18 protein-coding genes are annotated in these 17,907 nt (G+C 37.4%); 11 read left to right on the forward strand and 7 right to left on the reverse strand.

All coding sequences use genetic code 11. The features are described 5' to 3' along the window. Positions 1-469 precede the first annotated feature (469 nt). Positions 470-1,672 carry a hypothetical protein gene (locus tag ACKTT2_RS03925; RefSeq protein WP_407884189.1) on the reverse strand — a complete coding sequence of 401 codons (1,203 nt, stop codon included), beginning with the start codon at positions 1,670-1,672 and terminating at the stop codon, positions 470-472. A gap of 214 nt (positions 1,673-1,886) precedes the next feature. Here ACKTT2_RS03925 and ACKTT2_RS03930 point away from each other — a divergent pair, with 214 nt between their 5' ends. From ACKTT2_RS03930 to ACKTT2_RS03940, 3 genes are read left to right on the forward strand one after another with little or no spacing between them, the layout of a single operon-like run. Continuing rightward, positions 1,887-2,084 carry a hypothetical protein gene (locus ACKTT2_RS03930; RefSeq protein ID WP_407884191.1) on the forward strand — a complete coding sequence of 66 codons (198 nt, stop codon included), beginning with the start codon at positions 1,887-1,889 and terminating at the stop codon, positions 2,082-2,084. A 4-nt stretch (positions 2,085-2,088) separates the two neighbouring features. After that, positions 2,089-2,280, forward strand: coding sequence for a hypothetical protein (locus tag ACKTT2_RS03935; protein ID WP_407884193.1), 192 nt, complete (start codon positions 2,089-2,091; stop codon positions 2,278-2,280). A gap of 56 nt (positions 2,281-2,336) precedes the next feature. Next, positions 2,337-2,993, forward strand: coding sequence for a tyrosine-type recombinase/integrase (locus ACKTT2_RS03940; RefSeq protein WP_407884195.1), 657 nt, complete (start codon positions 2,337-2,339; stop codon positions 2,991-2,993). Positions 2,994-3,055: 62 nt separating this feature from the next. Here ACKTT2_RS03940 and ACKTT2_RS03945 read toward each other — a convergent pair whose 3' ends face one another. The 3 genes from ACKTT2_RS03945 to ACKTT2_RS03955 form a co-directional block, all read right to left on the reverse strand. Continuing rightward, positions 3,056-3,235, reverse strand: a complete 180-nt coding sequence (locus tag ACKTT2_RS03945; protein WP_407884197.1) for a hypothetical protein — start codon at positions 3,233-3,235, stop codon at positions 3,056-3,058. 233 nt (positions 3,236-3,468) lie between these two features. Continuing rightward, positions 3,469-3,981 (reverse strand): hypothetical protein, encoded by a 513-nt coding sequence (locus tag ACKTT2_RS03950; protein WP_407884199.1) that lies wholly within the window; start codon positions 3,979-3,981, stop codon positions 3,469-3,471. Beyond that, positions 3,965-4,249 (reverse strand): hypothetical protein, encoded by a 285-nt coding sequence (locus tag ACKTT2_RS03955; RefSeq protein WP_407884201.1) that lies wholly within the window; start codon positions 4,247-4,249, stop codon positions 3,965-3,967. The genes ACKTT2_RS03950 and ACKTT2_RS03955 overlap by 17 nt, the downstream gene beginning before the upstream one ends. Positions 4,250-4,414: 165 nt before the next feature. On the opposite strand from ACKTT2_RS03955, the gene ACKTT2_RS03960 reads away from it, so the two are divergent. The 5 genes from ACKTT2_RS03960 to ACKTT2_RS03980 all read left to right on the forward strand — a co-directional run bounded on the left by ACKTT2_RS03960 (position 4,415) and on the right by ACKTT2_RS03980 (position 8,617). Beyond that, positions 4,415-4,732, forward strand: a complete 318-nt coding sequence (locus tag ACKTT2_RS03960) for a hypothetical protein (RefSeq protein ID WP_407884203.1) — start codon at positions 4,415-4,417, stop codon at positions 4,730-4,732. Between the two features lie 14 nt (positions 4,733-4,746). Further along, a complete protein-coding gene (locus tag ACKTT2_RS03965) occupies positions 4,747-5,286 on the forward strand; it encodes a hypothetical protein (protein WP_407884205.1) in 540 nt (179 codons plus the stop codon). A gap of 66 nt (positions 5,287-5,352) precedes the next feature. Then, positions 5,353-5,541: a hypothetical protein gene (locus tag ACKTT2_RS03970; RefSeq protein WP_407884207.1), complete on the forward strand. Its 189-nt coding sequence runs from the start codon at positions 5,353-5,355 to the stop codon at positions 5,539-5,541. Between the two features lie 8 nt (positions 5,542-5,549). Further along, complete coding sequence (locus ACKTT2_RS03975) at positions 5,550-6,407, forward strand: hypothetical protein (protein ID WP_407884209.1); 858 nt, start codon at positions 5,550-5,552, stop codon at positions 6,405-6,407. A gap of 149 nt (positions 6,408-6,556) precedes the next feature. Further along, the gene (locus tag ACKTT2_RS03980) at positions 6,557-8,617 is read left to right on the forward strand and encodes an ATP-binding protein (protein WP_407884211.1); all 2,061 of its coding nucleotides are present in this window, start codon (positions 6,557-6,559) and stop codon (positions 8,615-8,617) included. On the opposite strand, the gene ACKTT2_RS03985 is transcribed toward ACKTT2_RS03980, so the two are convergent. Next, positions 8,614-8,826 (reverse strand): hypothetical protein, encoded by a 213-nt coding sequence (locus ACKTT2_RS03985; RefSeq protein ID WP_407884213.1) that lies wholly within the window; start codon positions 8,824-8,826, stop codon positions 8,614-8,616. The genes ACKTT2_RS03980 and ACKTT2_RS03985 overlap by 4 nt on opposite strands. Positions 8,827-9,378: 552 nt before the next feature. Between ACKTT2_RS03985 and ACKTT2_RS03990 the strand changes: the two genes are divergently transcribed. Then, positions 9,379-10,914, forward strand: coding sequence for a protelomerase family protein (locus ACKTT2_RS03990; protein ID WP_407884215.1), 1,536 nt, complete (start codon positions 9,379-9,381; stop codon positions 10,912-10,914). Positions 10,915-11,157: 243 nt separating this feature from the next. Here ACKTT2_RS03990 and ACKTT2_RS03995 read toward each other — a convergent pair whose 3' ends face one another. Continuing rightward, the gene (locus ACKTT2_RS03995) at positions 11,158-11,526 is read right to left on the reverse strand and encodes a hypothetical protein (protein WP_407884217.1); all 369 of its coding nucleotides are present in this window, start codon (positions 11,524-11,526) and stop codon (positions 11,158-11,160) included. Between the two features lie 224 nt (positions 11,527-11,750). Here ACKTT2_RS03995 and ACKTT2_RS04000 point away from each other — a divergent pair, with 224 nt between their 5' ends. Together ACKTT2_RS04000 and ACKTT2_RS04005 are read left to right on the forward strand one after the other, a co-directional pair. Further along, the gene (locus ACKTT2_RS04000; protein ID WP_407884219.1) at positions 11,751-12,188 is read left to right on the forward strand and encodes a hypothetical protein; all 438 of its coding nucleotides are present in this window, start codon (positions 11,751-11,753) and stop codon (positions 12,186-12,188) included. A 127-nt stretch (positions 12,189-12,315) separates the two neighbouring features. Beyond that, positions 12,316-17,514 (forward strand): plasmid replication protein, CyRepA1 family, encoded by a 5,199-nt coding sequence (locus ACKTT2_RS04005; RefSeq protein ID WP_407884221.1) that lies wholly within the window; start codon positions 12,316-12,318, stop codon positions 17,512-17,514. A 123-nt stretch (positions 17,515-17,637) separates the two neighbouring features. Here ACKTT2_RS04005 and ACKTT2_RS04010 read toward each other — a convergent pair whose 3' ends face one another. Next, positions 17,638-17,799 carry a hypothetical protein gene (locus ACKTT2_RS04010; protein ID WP_407884223.1) on the reverse strand — a complete coding sequence of 54 codons (162 nt, stop codon included), beginning with the start codon at positions 17,797-17,799 and terminating at the stop codon, positions 17,638-17,640. Positions 17,800-17,907 lie beyond the last annotated feature (108 nt).

Here is a 17,907-nt window from a genome sequence, read left to right on the forward strand (position 1 = left end):
GGAGTTTGGTTGGGGAGTACAAATACTCACGAAAATATTCATTAATTGTTCAGGTAGGGGAGTGTGGAAAAGATTGGTAGGAGCTAGAACAACTTTTAGTGTTTTTACAATAATTAGCTGACAATAATTAGCTGATGTGAATATGTCGTATTTTAGGAGTCACACATGATAACCAAACTGATGAAAACACACCAGTTTCTGTTGGTGCTGATAGTGATTGTGTCCCAATTAGGGTTATTTTATTTTGCGGTTATTGACCAAAGTGTAAGGAGTGTCTTTATCGATGTTGCGAAACTTACTATTGCTGCTTATCTGGGGTATCTCATCCCGAATAGTCCAAATAAATAGACCCCTTCAGTTTCCAAGGGGTCGTAAAAAATAGTTGTCGTTGAAAATCATACCTCTATATTTGGTTTACAGCACTCCCATATCACTTGGGAGTGTTTTCTGGTGTCATGCGAGTTGAAACTTAAACGAGTGGTTCACGTTCGCCAGTTTCTTCAATGTAGACGTATTCATCAACTAGCGCATAGGTAAGTGGTTTTCGTTTATCGTCAACTCGTACTTTGCAATCGGGGTTAGCTTTTAGAGCTTCACAAATTTCTATGAAAGAACTACCTAACGATACTTTGATGATTTTTGTGGTTTTTGTTGGTATTGGTTTAGTCGTAGTTTTGACAGGTTCCACAGGTTCTTCTATGGATGGTTCTACTGTAGACGCTGTAGTGGTCGCAGGTGAAATCACTATTGGTGCATCTGACTCAGAGAAATTTACAAAATCAATATCTTGTTCAATCTTTGTTTCCCGTCCTCTGTTGTCGTAGGGATTGAGTTCGTGTTTGTTGTTATGGTCTTCAATTACAATCTTTCGTTGTTCCATAACGTCTTTAATCAATCCCATCTTAGAGCCTGTAAGAGTATTGATAGCAGTCGCAGTAATGCACCATTTTTGATTCTTCTCAGTAGCCATATCATTGTGATGTATCATGGCTTGGATAGCGCGTGTAGCTAGTTCTTCAACTCTACCGGGTAACGTTCTGTACTCTTTGTTGTTGAGTAGTTCTGATGTAGGGATATTGCCCAAATCAGTTTCAGTGACTTGTTTGGCTTTACCTACTACGGTACGACCATACACAATGCAAGCTTGTTTGACGAAATCAGGAAGACTCATTTTTGCGTATTTGAGAGCATTTTCAATGATTTCTTGTGTTTCAGTGTCCAGTTCTAGTTGTAGCGTCATATTTTTTTCTAATTTAATCGTTTGTTGTGGTGGTTCAGTTTGTAACTCAGATGTTGGTTGGGGTTGTGAATTAGGGAATTCGGGAAAGTTATTGAAATAGTTTTCTCTAGCTTTATCGCCAATGATTTCCCATTTTTCAGTACTTGATGTCAAATACCATATTGCTAAATGCTCATAGCGAGATCCGCGACCTTTACCTTGACTCGTATGGTAATAACTCTGCTTTGGAGTATCGTTATCTGGAAAATTTTCCAGTGTTATTTTACGGACTATGGTCAAGGCTTTACTGAAACTATTGAGGTTTGGGATTGTAGTTCTGAGTTCTTGCCAAGCTTCAAGTGTCAATGCTCGGATTGTATCTTCATCGATTACATTTTTCAGACGAGAAATCAGGTCATTACCAATTCTCTTTGCAATTTCGTTTTGTGACATACTGAAAACAACCTTTACTTCAACTATCTATATACTAACCCACTAGTAAAATTTTGTCAAGAGGGTTTGTATATAGATATTTTGTGTTTACTTAGTTTAAATATTGACAATTATTGAGTATATGTACTTAAATAACCCGCTTCAGTTACTAGAGGAATACATGGTTAGTTGAATGTATTGTAGAAAAAGACTTAGGAAGAATTTCTTATATCGTATGAAACAAACAACACTTGACGCATTGTTGCGACTATATGACCGACTAGACGAAATAGTTGATGAATTACACAATCTAGCTGAAATTGAACTAGAACTAGAAGCTTTTGACGATGCTAGCGTCCTACAAGCCAGAGCCGATATACTATATGAACAGATGTTGAATTTGGATGTTGTAATTTCAGAACTAGAGGGTTAAGGGGATGGACGAACTAAAAGCTAAAATTAAAGATTATGGTCGAATAGCCGCATCATTAAGCCGTCAAGCAAGAGCCTTACCGCTTCAACCAAAAGAGAATCGCAAGCGCAAGCTTGATTTAATGAGACAAGCTACAGAAGCTAGCAAGCAATGTCAAGCATTGATACAAGAGTTGAAACGTCAACAAGCGGCTTAATCAGTGGTCGTCTTTTAGTAGTAGCCTGTTAATCGCAACAACGCGGTTGACAGGCTATGAAAGTTAATAGACACGGTAGGGCTAAAGTGCTTACACAGTCCGAGATACAACAAATTTTTAGTCATGGGTTAGAAAATGACCGTGATAGAACTTTGTTTGGAGTATGCCTGTTTACAGCGTGTCGTATTCGGGAGGCTTGTACCCTGTTGGCATCCGACATTTACACACCCAAAGGACTGGTGAGACCAAAGCTTATTATCAGAAAAGCCAACAGTAAAGGAAAGTTGGCAACACGGTCTATACCAGTGATTGATGACTTGCGACAATTGTTGACTAACTACCAACCATTAGCAGTGGAGGTTTATTTGTTTGGTGGTCGTAGTGACGGACATTTAGCAGAAGATTCAGCAGCAAGAATTTTGAGAATTGCTTGTCAGAAAGTTGGGATAACTGGAGTAAGTACCCACAGTTTTAGAAGAACTGCCCTAACCCAAATGAGCAACGCTGGTATACCCCTACGGGTCATTCAAGAAATATCGGGACATCGGAACTTAGAGCAGTTGCAAAAATACCTAGAGGTATCAGAAGAGCAAGTGTTGGGTGCGGCTTCAAGCTTAGCTATGCTGTCACCTGTCGGGTCAGATGTCGGGAAATACACCTATCCCGACATTTCCCAATCTACTACGCATTCTCACAAATCACGAAGCAAATAACTGATAGTAAAGGTTTTTCAGCATATTACTTATTAGAAGTATCCTTCTAGAAAGCAATAAGATTATCTCAAACCTTTTACAGGACGTTGCATTCTGTTGAACGCAGCATCTTGTATTTTGATAATGTCATCAGCACTCAAGTGTGATGATTTCTTTAACTCAGCGAGTTCTTGTTTGAGTTGTTCCACGGTTAGCGCCAAGTTTTGAACTTGCTGAGACAGAGTGATATTATCTGTGTTCATCGTTTTCTCGACTTTCAGTACATAAGTACTGCTATATAACTGTATTATTGTTCCCACGTTCATTTGGAAAATTCACATATATCTCAAAATTTTGTATTGTCAAAAGCTGTAAAGAATATCAGTTCTCGCAACCCAGATTCTCGTAAGTAAAACGTCCGACCAGTAATCACCAGACGGACGTATTAGGTGTAATATCCTCAGAATTTAACGTAAGAATAAGGTTTTTGGACGTTTTATTGGGGTGTTGACTCATCATTTTCTTCAGATTCCCCAGTGTTTGGGGTTGTTATGCCTTTACTTTCGATAGTCTCAACCCATTGTTGTATAAAGGTTTCAAGTAAAGTGCTAATTTCAACGCCTTCTATTTTGCTGTACCCTCTGAATTTATTTCCCAATTCTTTGGGGACGTACCCGCAAATCTGGACGTAATCAGGATTATCGCGTTTAGACCCTTTGTTCATCACATTATAGATAGGACGAAAGTATCTTATTAGTTCTTTTTCACCTACCTCATCAGCGTTATCGTCTAAAATCCAGTAAATACGGGCTGTTTCTGATACGTAATACCTTTTCTCGTGATATCTCAATCTATCTCTTAAGTATTTACTTAAACCTATATACACAACTTTTGCTTCATCTATAAAGAAGTAGTAACCTGACAATCTTGGTATTGTTTTATATTGTTCTGTATCCAATTCATACTTAGTTATATATGGAAGTACGGTAAAATCAATCTTCTCTATCATTATTTTCTTCATACTGAGTAACCCATCTATCAATTAACTCTTCTAGAATTTCACTGATTTCTTTACGTGATAATTTGCAATAACCCTTGAATTTAGTGGCTAAAGGTTCTGATATATATCCACTGACTTGTGTATACCCTTCTTTTCCACTTTTTCTAGATGGGTTAGGTTTTCTAGGCATTTTAGTTATCTGGTTAATTGGTTCATACATCATACCATTGAGACATTTTTGGTCTTTTAGCATTATAGTTAACTGGTTAATTGACATTCTAGATAATTAGTTGATAGTATCAAGACAACTGCAAGAAACCTACCAGACATTCTCACAACTCAATCGAGATAGTGAGTACTTTTCTTATTGACATTGATTTGAGTATTTCTTGTGGACTTGCAGTTAGTACCTTGTACGCTTGTCAGGACAATAAGACATCCCATGCTCACTGAAGAAATGACATTGTATGTACCCGTTGACAACACACAGGACATACTCAAGTTGTATGAACCTGAGTTGAAACGTAAGGACATAGCAGGACAATTGGGAGTTACCGAACGCACGATATCCAGATATATCGAGTTTGGTAGTAACTTCATTCCTGATTTAAAGGAATACCTTGCAGAAGATGGGTGTAGTTTGAACCGTAAAGCTTTTCGCAGTTCACATCTACACTACCTAGAAGAAATACGCGACTTGAAACGAAAGTATTCACCGTCACGTGTGATTGAAATATTGACTCGTAAATACGCTAGATAATTGGAGTAAACAATATGCAAGTAAGAACATACATCAAGCAAAATGGTTTGGAAGCAAACACTGTGATTGATGCACTCAAGCATGAATACCAAAGTGATTGGTTAACCACATCTAAATTGAACCAAGAACATATACATTATTTGAATCGGATGTTTGGTTTGGACGCACATCAGAAGCAACTACCACCAAACACAGCGTATGACCAAACATCGAATATAGTGCATGAAACCAAAGAACCTATTCAACAACCAACAACGAACACTGTGTTTGATGAATCAAATGAACTGTGCGTAAGTCGCGTACATAAGATACTTACTGCTGATTTGGCACTTCAGCAAAAACATATAGACCAGTTACTTAATGACGATTACGTTGAAACGGTTAGTAAGATTAACGGTCATAACCAACGTAAGGAAGATTTGTTAATGGTTAATTTGCGGCATTCTTACGACACGGTAAAGAATCACAAACCAACGATAACTCACCAGTACACGTCAGAGTTTGATTCAATGGTTGATGAGTTGAGTGAATTAGGTATCAATATCAAAAGCTGAACGTAACAGATGGAATGTGTTCGCACCATTGGACATATTCAATAAATTATTGGAACGACTGTTTTCATGAATAATCCAATCCCAAAGAATGATGAGAATAACCCAGTAATCGTTACATACGATAGCGATTATTTCTATGACTCTAACTGCAAGACTGCATCTACAGCGATAAATACTGACCAACGATTACAAGATGCAAAAGATGCTGTGGGTAATTCACTTCATTACAAAAACGTCCCGTTCAATTACAACTGATGAAGATAATGGCTAGAAGAAAATATGGGTTGACCGACCCTACAGGTGAGAAGCGAAAGAAACGTGCCGAACGTCGTAGTGATTCTACTAATACGACTGAACAACAAAGAATTGATGAAGTCTCACAACAGAATGACGCAAAAGCACGTGAGAGACTGAAAGAACGCTTCAAAAACGTTACTAGCACTGCACAAAATGTAGCTAGTGCAGTGGGTAATGCTGTTAATACTGTTGGGAGTGTTGCGTCCAACGTATCGAATACAGTCGCTAGTGTATCAAACAAGGTTAACTCGCAATCCAGTAATGACAGTAACGCTAGTTATCAAGAAGGTGTTGCGTTAGCCAATCAATATGGCATTCGTGAGTCCAACTTACAATCGTTACTGGGGACAGACCCTTATAGTGCAGATGGCACTACACCCGAACTCTCAGCAAAGGAAGCATCGACCATCAAACTGAAGTTACAAAGACAACTGAACGCCGAAGAAGTTCGCAATAGCAAAATCAAGCTTGGGCGTCAAGTCGTCAAGAACGAAATTGAACAAACGAAACTTATTGGGGATGTGGTGGATCTCCACACTTCGCGTATCGATGTGGGAAGTAAGGTAATCACTAACAAGATTGCCAACACCAACTATGACATTAACCAGTCCAAGTTGGTACAGACACAAGAACTATTAGTACAACAACAGGATGCTACTACTGGCACTCAAGCGTTAACCAGTGAATTTCGTGAGGAATGGTCACTCAAACTAGCAGCACAACAAACCAAGAATAATAGGTTACGCCTAGAGATAGAAGGTGTAGTTAAGGACATCAGCATAAAACGTGCTGAAATAGAAGCAAGATTACTTGAAGCTGAATAAACGTCATCGACCGAGAGTAATATCTCGGTTTACTTCATTATTTGGATATGTCAAAACAAGATTTTAATTCTGGACACTTATTCGTAACAATTGCATCAACTTTACTTTGTACAGCTAGCGTCTATTCGTATTTTCGAGTTGATGACAACATGAAACCTATTGCAGTAAATATAGGATTATGTTCGGCATCTATTACAATAACAAATCAACTGCTATCAAAGTACTATGACTACAATTCCAAACTACGCATTGACAAAGTACTGGATACTGCAAAATCAAAAATAGGTAGTTTAGAAACAACAGTCGGTGAGAAAACCAATCTTCTTAATGAGATAGAAAAACTGTATGAAGTGAGGAAACAAGAACTAGATATAACCAAGTCATCATTGGATAGTGCCAATACAGCAATAGCAGTTCTCAGTCAGAAGTTACGTGAGACCGAACAATCAATTGCCGCAAAGAAACGTGAGTTAGAAGAAAAGCTATCACGTGATGATACACGATTGAATGAGTACTTACAGCAGTTTAGAAGTGACTTTGTATATGAGTTTACCGAGTGGTTGAATGAATACTACAAACGATTAGAATCAAATATCAATTCACGTATCAACCACAAACACACTATACAGTTAGCAAAAGAAAAACTTGAAGATCTACTATTGAACGTACAGCAACAACATAGCGAACATTTGAATCTAGTGAACAATATAGTAGGTTTTGAGCATCCACAGGAAATGTTGGATTCTATTCTTGATGTTCATAGTGTTGTGACCGAACAGGTGATTGCTTTACGTGTACGATTTCGTAACTTACTCAATTTGGATGAACGCATACAGTTAAACGCTTGTTTTGAAAAGTTGGGTGAAATACGCCAACTATATGTACCACGTGCAAAAGCACTGGATGAACTTAATGATATGGCGGAAACGAGTAGGGCTAGTTTAGAGCGTATTTACAATCGTGTAGATGAGAACGATACGGAACTGAACAATACTATCAACCAAGTCAGTGACCTACTGGCACAAATCGAAGAAAAGAATCTGTTGATTGCAGAATTGCGCCAACCAATACGATGGTCAGTTGCTACCAGAGATGACCTACGAATCGGTAACGGGATAATCGCTTACTTTGAGCAACTTGGCTTGATATTGGATAGGGCATACAGCGAATACAGGAAACATGAAGCTGTATTGTATTTTCATCTGGACAGAAATAAACGCAATATCCTTGTTGCCGAACTGAATGAACATAAGGAACGTCTTCAACAGATATTACACACATTGTCACCGATAACATTCGAGTACGATGGCACTCAAGGCTTGATGCGTTGTTTGGTACAAATAGCAAACGCACCAATACCACCAAAAGAAGATATCACAAAGTCGATACCACATTGTATTGACTTGGTTCGGCACTCCAAGCGTGGGTTTCTCGTAGTGGGTGCGCCAGGAAGTGGAAAATCTTCAAGCATGAAGGCTATTGCCCAATGGTTAGGTGGTGATACTCACACCATGCGTTTGGCACTCAACCCGCACCAAGATGAACACAATACGTTTGTTGATGCTGGATTCATCGAAGTAAATGACCTACCAACCATCTACGATTGCATAGCTGAACTGAACAATGAGTTGATTTATCGTGCTGAAGACACCACAAGACGGCAAATGTTGATAGTGGTCGTTGATGAACTCGGTAGGTTGTTGGTCGATCCACCAAAAAACTTGGACGTGATGGAAGTGTTGCGTCAATGTGCTGTGGAAGGTCGTAAGTTCAACGTCATTGTGTTGATTGGCAACCACAGTCAAACGACTACAGCCATTGGGATGGATAGTCAGTTTAGAGAAGCGTTCTATCAATTGTTCTTGGTGGGTGCGGCGCGTCACAAAATGAATATGCCAAACGCACCAAAGCTGAAACCGAGTGATGAGAACTTCATCAGTACCGCACCATATCCCGTTCTTGTTTCTATCAATGGTAAATTTGATGTTTGTCAGCACCCAACACATCATGTGTACCGGGAATATCGTGATAGCGGGTTACCGCCTATTGGGTTAGAGAAGCTATCGCCCAATGATGTGGTGATAGGTGACAAGACGTTCACAGCAACTACTACCAATCCCAAACAATGTCCCAATTGTGGGAGTGAAAAGACTGTAAGTAAAGGACGTAATCGAAAAAGAACCTGTAATGAATGTGGTCACAAGTTCTAGTTTTCATTCAATTCTTGAGTGAATATTTCTCGTAATTCTTGCAAGTCATCCATCAACAAATTGTATGCAATGGCTTGTGCTGTATGGAAGTTACGCTTACTTCTCAACATTTTCTTATCTGAAAAATTGTCAATACTTTGGTCGTATCGTTGCCAAAGTAATTCAAACATCTTGTCAAATAATAGGTTTACAGCGTGATTAGAAGCCATATTTGGTATCCAGATATTGGTATTGTTGGTCAGTGAGTTCATATTTTTCTAACATTCTTTTTCTTCCAAACTTTCGTGAGTAATTGAAACACTTCCGATAGAAGTTAAATTCTTCAGACTCGTCATTTACAATTAAAAATGTCATATATTCATCGCAACAAACTATACCTATTATGATGTACTTTTTATCAGATTACAGTAGTTCAGAATTTAGCAGAAGACACGGTTCACGAAACAAGAAACGTACCAAACATGATGACTATCACCGTAAATTACAGACTGGGTTAAGAATCAGTAAAGAAATACGTGGGCACACGCAGAACGTGTTGAGGATAGCTAGGTTGTTTGGAATATAACTGAGTAGTTATATAAATACGGACTAGTAGTATGTTGGTTCTTACAACCTTTACGTAGTGAATACTTTTGAGTATTATTTCTCATGAAAATAACTTGCGCAAATGATTCTTATTATATTTATAAAGATTTCAATAAGGGCGTACCCTTACTCTAGTTTATGGTATATTAGTAGAATAATTAGTTTAGGTTAAGGTCATGGACTTGAAAGAACGCAATGTAAAAATCCTTGAATTGGCATCATTAGAAGTCAACACTATAGCAAGTGCTAAGAAAAAAGAATTGTTAGATTACTGTAAGGACTTGATACCTAGTTACAGTAAAATGACGAAACCACAAATGATTGATGCCTTGTTATCTATCACTAAGGAAACTAGAGACAAACTTGAATTGGATAGGAAGATTGAAGAAGAAAAGAAACTCAATGAGATATTGGAACAACAAGTTGTATTGAAAGAGGCTGTAATCGAATCCATCGAGATATCACAAGAAGAATTAGAAAACAAATACAACAAAATCAAAGTACTGACATTTGGTGAAAGTCTGACCAGTAACCAAGATTATGCTTTACAAGTGTTTGTCAAAATAAAATCAGTTGTTGAGAATATTGAACCTCAAAAGAAAACATTACAACATAAAATTGCAAGTTTTGACTCTATGGAAGAGACAGAAACGAACATTGTTAGTAGACACAAAGCTAATAAGGACTTGAAAGATTTGGAATCTAGCCTATACGCTCGAATATCAGCTATTGGCAATAGTTTCATCAATACTTTGAAGATGAATGACGATAATGTCATGACGCTAAAAGGTAATAGAACAGCAATATTTCGTGAAATAAGGTTGTTATGCTTTAAAGAAATAACCTACAGAGATGAGTTATTACAAGCCCTGGAAATCATCAGAAAGATAAGTTTCGAGTACACCAGAGAAGACGTTACCGAGAAAGATAAGGAATACAAAGTAAAACTTGTTGAACGTTCAGCATCACCTGATATTTTTGACCCGTTTGAAATATTCAACAGATACTACGAAATCATCAAAAATCCTTCTATATATAAATGGACTCAAGTTTTATTGGCGTTAGGTTTTGCTACTGGTAGGCGTCCATCTGAGTTACTTGTATCTAGTGTATTTGAGAAAGTGGATGATTTCACAATCAAGTTTACAGGTCAAGCAAAGAAAAGAAAGAGAGAAGACTTCAAACCGAAAAGTAATATTTCAATACCTACTATTTTCAAAGCTGACTACTGCATTAATGCACTCAGTCATTTGAAGTCACAAGGTAAATTCATCACTTACGATATTCGAGAAAAGTATGATGAATTATTTGCCAAGTATGATGATTTGTTGGCTAAAGCTAAAAATGAAGTGCATCAGTACGACCTAAAACGTGAACGGTCAATGGAAGTATCAAATTTATTTGATGAACACACAAAACTAATGGCACTTTCCAATAGCAGATACAGCAAAGAAATCAGTCGCACAATAGCCGATGATAAAGACAAGAATCTAGCTAGTTACACAATGAAAGAGTTACGAGCGATGTATGCATTCCTCACACACCCACTGATATATGGTGTCGATTCTACATACACAGCAACGCACTTCGGACTTGTATTGGGACATGGTGAAGAAAATGAAGCTGGTGACACTTTCAAGAGTTATGAGAAGTACAGAATTGAACAATCGGATAAACAGAAGTGGATTGATTTGGTGAAAGAACAAGCTTAAATTCAAATACCCTTCTAGAACGCGCTAGAAGGGTCATATTTCACATATATGATGTCAACTACCATGCATTGTTTCTACCCCTCTTACAAGCGATTCTGGAGGCTTATGATAACATGAATGATGATTCACACGTACCACACAAAACAACTTCATTCATGAGTGTTATAGATGTCTGAAAATAAGTACAACAAAACCACCTATTTTGAGGTTGTAGGCGGTTTATGTTTTTCGTTTCACAATTTATTATTTTTTAGGAGGTACTGTGATTTTCTTAACAGTTACTGGTGATTGGCATCGTGAAAGTATATCGACCAATTCTGAATCGATACAAATATACTTTGTCTGTTTGTCTGCTATTACCAGCCATACAGTATCAGTATTGTTTCTATCAGCTTTTTTTACAATTTCAAAAACATCTGTATAATCCTTCACTTGTTTCTTTACTTCCAAGTATCTTCTGATAGTCGCCACTTCATCTTCAGTGAATAATGGAAAACCAGGTCTAAAACCACCAAGTTGTTCTTTTAAATGGAATATTTGATTGATCGTGCAACCTAGCACCCTTGCTACGTCACTTTGATTGTATAGTTTATCTTTTGTGATAGTCGTCATGCTTAATATAAATGAAAAATGATTTACATTTAAATTATAGCACATCCTTATCCAAGGGCGTTTGAGCATTGATGAAAAATATTCATCATATAGTATTTGAAAATTGATCTTGCAAATCAAATTGTTGTGTTATGCTAGGAGCGTGAGTAAGAAAACAGACAGCACAGACGCGGGTCACTTCTCACGTACACCGCACACAAGCTACTATCTAAGGAAACAGACCAATGCCTACTAACATTCGCAAAGCTGCTAAACTTGAAGTAAATAACGATGGTTACGCTACAGGTAAATTAGTATCTGTAGAAGTCAAAGAATTGAAGGACACGGAAACAGGAGAAATAGAAAGCACTCAGTTAGAGTGGTGTTTTGGAGTGCTAAACTCAAAAGGAGTTCTGTCAAAAGTGTTCGTTTGGACAGGCTTGAACGTTAACCCAGAAAAGACTTATTTACCTAAAGATGGTGGTGAGCCACAATACAACAAATTGACCCAAATGTTGTTATCCATGCAAGCCATCTCAAAGGAACAACTAGAGAGCAAAGAAGAAATAGATTTTGATGTTGAAAGTCTAGTGAATCAAGAATTTAGATTCAAACTTGTGAATCGTAAAGGTAGTGTAATTTGGCAAGACATCGACCTAAAAACAATTACCCTATCGATGTAAGCCAAAATAACTATCGCAATTAGCCAGAAGATGAAGGCTAGATTAACTAGCCAAAAGATGTAAACACATAACTGTCAATACGATTTGGAGTGTATTGACAGTTATTAAATATGTTTATTTTAACAAAATGCCAATAAACATCAAGATAGCAAATAAAGTATTAACTGAGACGAGTCATGTAGTTAATACTAGTATACCAGTATCTATAGGTAACCAGCAACTTTCCGATCATCATTTAGAAGAACTGCAAACTTCTGGTATAGATGAGGAACTGATACGCACCAATTACCGTTCCATCCGTGGTTCTGAAGTTGTAAACACACTTAATCTACATACTTTGTCTAAGCATCACCGTATGGCAGTGTACGGTGATGTTTGCGCTTACGGTGGTAGATTATGCTTATCCGGTAACATATACAAACCTGATAAACCGCGAACAGATAGAAAAAATCGAGTTGTGAAATATGAAAATCCCGTTGACCAACCACCAATACCAATATTGCTGAAAGTGCCAGAAAAACTAGCGCAAAAGATAGCTGATAACGTTGGTGTTGCGAAACCTGAGAATGTTTACTTTTGGGATTGGGTACTTGAGAATCCATCTGTACCTGTAGCAATAGTGGAAGGTGACAAGAAAGCAGCGTCCTTGATGACCAATGGACTCATACCAACTATCGCTGTCACTGGACATACAGTATGCATAAGTAAAGAGACAAATGAAGTTATCTTTTCAACGTTTGTGCGTGGAAACAGGGAGATTATTCTATGCCTTGACAACGATGAAAAGCTTTCAGCAAAACAATCTGTCAACCTCACAATCAAGAAAATCATTAAAGCCATCAAAGATAAGTGCCAACTCCAGATAGTGAACCATATATATTCTGAGAAGGGAATTGATGATATCTGGCTTGTTCATGGTCAAGATGGTGTTCGCAAAACACTGCATTCCAAAGTAAAACCGAATCAATGGATCGATACAAGTATTATTGGTTTGGGATATGACGCCGATATCACACTCAGTCAGCGTTACTTACCAACACTAGTGTTACCAAAGATGGAAAGTAACACAGAAGACAAGATTGTGCTACCAGAAAATGAGTCTGTGATTGTTGTCAAAGCTCCTAAAGGTAGTGGTAAAACACAAAGTCTTACTGAATTAATTGCATATTCAAAAGCTCACAAAATGCCGAGCTTAGTTGTCACGCACAGAAAAGAACTATCAAGAGGTAATGCCAAACGATGGAACATTACCTATATCGATGATTTGGAAAAGAATGTAGGTGAAGTCAACAACGTAGCACTTGTTATCGACTCATTACCAAAAATCAATGTCAACAAATACAAAGGTGGGTTGGTCATTATCGATGAGTTTGTACAAGTGCTAGAACATTTCAACTTTGGTGACACGTGCAAATACAAAAGACCTGAAATTCTTCATACCTTGCATCAGCTAATAACAACCGTCATAGAAAGTGGCGGTAAAGTGATTCTATTGGATGCTGATGCTGACAAAAAATCAATTGACTACGTTTGTGGGTTGGCACAAATACCAAAAGCATTCATTATTGAGAACCAATACTGTCAGAACTCCTACAAATGCTTACTCAGTCATGGTTATCTCACAACAATAGGTAAGAGACAAAGACAAACACCTATCGATGTAATAGCACTGGCATTATCCTACGCAAAACAAGACAAGAAACTTTTCATATGCGTTACCGCACAAAAAGAAGAAAGCAATTGGAGTAGTACCAATTTGGAATCTTTGCTCCATCAATATGGTATCACTTCCGTTATTCGTATTGATTCCCATACAATCCAAACACCAAACCATCCTGCTTTTCGTGCGACATCAAACATCAACAACATTTGTAATAGTTACCAAGTTGTCATTGCAACACCATCACTAGGTACTGGTGTTTCAATCGAAAATAAAGCATCGTTTGACTACGTGTTTGGAGTGTTTACTGGTGTTGGTAGTCCAGATGCGGCAAGACAATTTTTAATGCGTGTACGCGATACTAATGCACAAAGAATTGTTTATTGTGCTGAAGAGAGTATACAAGAAGACTATTTACATTTAGGTAGTTCAACTAAAACAATCAGCCAACGTCAAAATGAGCTTTTAACTTTTGCAAAAGACTATTTAATTGAGTTTGATAAAACAACGCTGATTGAATACTCTGACATCAAAGCAAACCAGACAACACAGTTTTACTTTAACTCTACTGTTGAATATATAAATAGCACTAAATACAACTACAGAGAATTTTTCAAATTTGGTTTGAAAAGTGAAAAAGTTTTTCTTGAAGAAACAGAAGATTTGACAGCGCTATTAGGTGATATAAACCTTAACAGTCTCTACAATGACTTGGTTAATATCAAAACTGAAAACACAAAAATAAAGACAGAGAATATAGTAAATGCGAAACTGTTGACAGATGAGCAACTGACACAAACTAAAAAAGCAGATGGTTTGACTGATAACGATAGATGTAATGTTGAACACACTGTTATTTCTAACAGATATTGTGGTTATCCTGTCACTGAGGAATTACTAGAACTCGATAAGAAGTATGAGCAAATTAGACTACATTACCTCATAACAGATGGCTATGAACCATTCAAGCAAATAAACGCACTACGCGGTAACAATGAAATTTCATTTTGCAAAGGGGAAGTCATAGAACATGATTTTATAGACAACCAGAAGCTAAACATACAAGTTGAATTTCTTAGGCAGTTAGATGTACATGAATTAGTAGATAACACAACAAAAGAATACTTTGTGAATCCTGATGATGCTTATTTTGGTGATGACACTGAAACAAAAGATATACTGGAAAATTTAAATTTTAACCACGATGAATTCAAATTGGTATTCAATCAAAGATGTGAGAAGCTAGAGAATACCGACATCCAGATATTGACTCGTGTGTTGAAAGTGCTAGATATTAAGATGTCTTACAAGCAACCACAAATTGGTGACAAGCGTATACGGAAATATCGTGTATCTAAACCTAATGATATTCGATACGAAATATTCCAGTTATGGAAAACACGCGACACTGAAAAAGCTGCACTATGGGACAAGAGAAAACAAGAACTATTGATTAGGATCGCTTCACAAGCTATTACAAGCGATATCTCAATAACCGAATTTGAACAACTACAAAAGAAAGCAAACTTTAATGATGTGTGGGAACAAGTACCAAGCTTCACTCGGATAAAAATCATCAACAAGGTTGACAACTACAAATTACCAGCAAACAACAAGCATTTCATCCTTGTTTCCAATGACCAAGAAGTTGAACAAGCTTTCTCTGTCATTGATCAATGGCAAACTGTATCGCTTGACGTTGAAACGTTCGGTAATGACAAGCGAAACAAAGAAGGTTTACACAAAATCAAGGGTCAAATACGACTACTACAGCTTAGTAATGGTTATGAAACATACACGTTTGACTTTGGCAAACGTCATGACCCCGTTAGAACAACCAACATAACCAAGTTGATCCTGTATATCCAATCTTTGCTTGGTAATAAGAAACGAACAATCATCGGTCATAACCTCAACTTTGATTTGGGGATCATCCAAAACACATTTTCACCTACGATGGATTGCCAAATAAAGGATACATTGTTAGGCATTCAAATTTTTCTTGGTGCTTACAATGGTCAAGAAGTTTGGAGGGGTTTTGGTTATGGTCTGGGTAATTTGGTGCAAAAGTTCCTAGGTATCAAGATAGACAAAACCGAACAAAAGTCTGACTGGGGTATCGAGCTAACAAACAGTCAAGTTGACTATGCAGCAAATGACCCGTTTTATACCTACTGGCTAGCGCACAGACTCGATGAAGTTTACTCCGATCCTACAAAGTTTGGTTTCGCAAAGCTAGCTAAGTGGAATATGAGGAAAGCATGGGAATTGGAATGTAATGTATTGATTCCAATAGCTGAAATGGAGCGAAATGGTTTACCTGTAGATGTCAAAATTTTGAATGCAATGATTGTAGATATCAATGAGAAAATAACGACTGTCTTAGCTAACTGGAAAGAGTTATTACCTAATATCAAACGTCCAACAATGCGAGATAAATTATTAGAGCATCTGAATACAAAGTACAATCTTTCGCTACAAGAAATTGGTAAAAAATCACTTTCCAAGTACAAAGAACTACCTGAAGTAGAGATGAGATTCCAATATCTTGGTCTTTTGAATTATCTAGCAAGACTCAAGAAATTTGTAAAAGCTACTGCTGATGGTAGACAAAGAATCAACACTTTTTGGAGTCCATTAACAGGGACAGGTAGAACATCTAGCGGTGGCAAGTTTGATGATATCGTTAATATTCAATCTATTCCAACAAAAGTTAGTGACGATTTAGAAAATTTAGGTATTGAAGAATCAATTCGATCTATTGTAAGACCAAGAAAAAGTGAAGCGTTACTTGTCAGTGATTTAGCAGCCGCACACGCCAGAATAGCTTGTGATTTCGCACAAGACAAACTTGGAATGAAAGTTCAAAATGAAGATGTTGACGCACACAGTTTGTTTGCTTTGAATATCGCTAATTGCATACCTGACGAAATCAAACAAGTTGGATTACCTGATAGATTCATAGGGAAAACAGTTACCATAAATGACATTGACATACTGAATGACTTCAAAAAAAGCAGTAAGAGTATTAACGCTTGTAAAAAACTCAGAGATTGTAGTAAGAATATTTTCTATGCCAAACTAAACTTTGCGTCATGGCGACGTATGCAACAAGAGTTAATGGGACAATTGAAAATTGCAGTTACTGACCAACAAGCTCAAGCTGTTAGTGCTTGTTTCGATGCATTGTACCCAGAACTGACAACTTATTGTCACACAATCATCGAGAAACTACAACTACCTGAAAACCAAATTTGGATAGACGGTACATTGTTTGGAATCAACGAAATTGCAGAAACAGGACAAAGATTGTTATTCAATCTCAATGTCAACTCGTCAAGACAAATCAAGATACCAAGTACAAAATGTGTTGCCAGTCCTTGGTCAAGAACAGAAGCAACAGCAATGAAAAAGTCGCTTATCTTGTGCCATAAAATTTTCAGAAAGCACCCAGACTGGAAAGCTCAAATAATCAACTTTGTGCATGATGAAATTGGTGTTGTCTGTGACGAGCAATATAAAATGCAAGTTGGTAAAGTACTGGCTTGGGTTATGGCTCGTAATATGCAAGCCGAACTGAAAAATGGTGTTCTACACGGCTGTGCTGATTTCAGAAATAACACTTCAATTGAATCCCAGATAGTCAAAAGTTGGGCTGGTAAGTAACTATTGGTACTCACGTTAGAAAGCAATCCCTAATAAGCTAGGGATTGTCTCAAAATCAAGATATGGAGGTATGATGAAGACTATAAAACAGTAATTGAATGACCCCTCTGTAACTCGTAGGGGTTATTTGTTTGGAATGAAATAACCGAGGTATGCTGCCAGTGACCATTCAGCGACCTTGAGAAAACTATCTTTTGCTGACTGGTCGTACACAGATAGTCCGAGCAACCCAATCAAAGCAGTAATGGCTAGAAAACCAAAAATCAAATCTTTGCTTGTCAACATAGAAATCTCTGTAGATATGACAAGCTAAATATAACTATATTTCATTTTTCTAACAATGTCTAGATTTTTGCTCTGCGAATGTGTAAACCCACAACACTCCCCCAACCA

This window comes from Scytonema hankhaensis NUACC26 (assembly GCF_045865695.1).
In the GTDB taxonomy this organism is placed as follows: domain Bacteria; phylum Cyanobacteriota; class Cyanobacteriia; order Cyanobacteriales; family Nostocaceae; genus Scytonema.

Bases quoted from the DNA above. Each gene is read 5' to 3' on its own strand.
- ACKTT2_RS03940 (WP_407884195.1), top strand. From the start codon at position 2,337: ATGAAAGTTAATAGACACGGTAGGGCTAAAGTGCTTACACAGTCCGAG.
- ACKTT2_RS03925 (WP_407884189.1), bottom strand. From the start codon at position 1,672: ATGTCACAAAACGAAATTGCAAAGAGAATTGGTAATGACCTGATTTCT.
- ACKTT2_RS03965 (WP_407884205.1), top strand. From the start codon at position 4,747: ATGCAAGTAAGAACATACATCAAGCAAAATGGTTTGGAAGCAAACACT.
- ACKTT2_RS03950 (WP_407884199.1), bottom strand. From the start codon at position 3,981: ATGATAGAGAAGATTGATTTTACCGTACTTCCATATATAACTAAGTAT.
- ACKTT2_RS03995 (WP_407884217.1), bottom strand. From the start codon at position 11,526: ATGACGACTATCACAAAAGATAAACTATACAATCAAAGTGACGTAGCA.
- ACKTT2_RS03985 (WP_407884213.1), bottom strand. From the start codon at position 8,826: ATGGCTTCTAATCACGCTGTAAACCTATTATTTGACAAGATGTTTGAA.
- ACKTT2_RS03990 (WP_407884215.1), top strand. From the start codon at position 9,379: ATGGACTTGAAAGAACGCAATGTAAAAATCCTTGAATTGGCATCATTA.
- ACKTT2_RS03960 (WP_407884203.1), top strand. From the start codon at position 4,415: ATGCTCACTGAAGAAATGACATTGTATGTACCCGTTGACAACACACAG.
- ACKTT2_RS03975 (WP_407884209.1), top strand. From the start codon at position 5,550: ATGGCTAGAAGAAAATATGGGTTGACCGACCCTACAGGTGAGAAGCGA.
- ACKTT2_RS04000 (WP_407884219.1), top strand. From the start codon at position 11,751: ATGCCTACTAACATTCGCAAAGCTGCTAAACTTGAAGTAAATAACGAT.
- ACKTT2_RS03945 (WP_407884197.1), bottom strand. From the start codon at position 3,235: ATGAACACAGATAATATCACTCTGTCTCAGCAAGTTCAAAACTTGGCG.
- ACKTT2_RS03935 (WP_407884193.1), top strand. From the start codon at position 2,089: ATGGACGAACTAAAAGCTAAAATTAAAGATTATGGTCGAATAGCCGCA.
- ACKTT2_RS03930 (WP_407884191.1), top strand. From the start codon at position 1,887: ATGAAACAAACAACACTTGACGCATTGTTGCGACTATATGACCGACTA.
- ACKTT2_RS03980 (WP_407884211.1), top strand. From the start codon at position 6,557: ATGAAACCTATTGCAGTAAATATAGGATTATGTTCGGCATCTATTACA.
- ACKTT2_RS04005 (WP_407884221.1), top strand. From the start codon at position 12,316: ATGCCAATAAACATCAAGATAGCAAATAAAGTATTAACTGAGACGAGT.
- ACKTT2_RS04010 (WP_407884223.1), bottom strand. From the start codon at position 17,799: ATGTTGACAAGCAAAGATTTGATTTTTGGTTTTCTAGCCATTACTGCT.
- ACKTT2_RS03970 (WP_407884207.1), top strand. From the start codon at position 5,353: ATGAATAATCCAATCCCAAAGAATGATGAGAATAACCCAGTAATCGTT.
- ACKTT2_RS03955 (WP_407884201.1), bottom strand. From the start codon at position 4,249: ATGTCAATTAACCAGTTAACTATAATGCTAAAAGACCAAAAATGTCTC.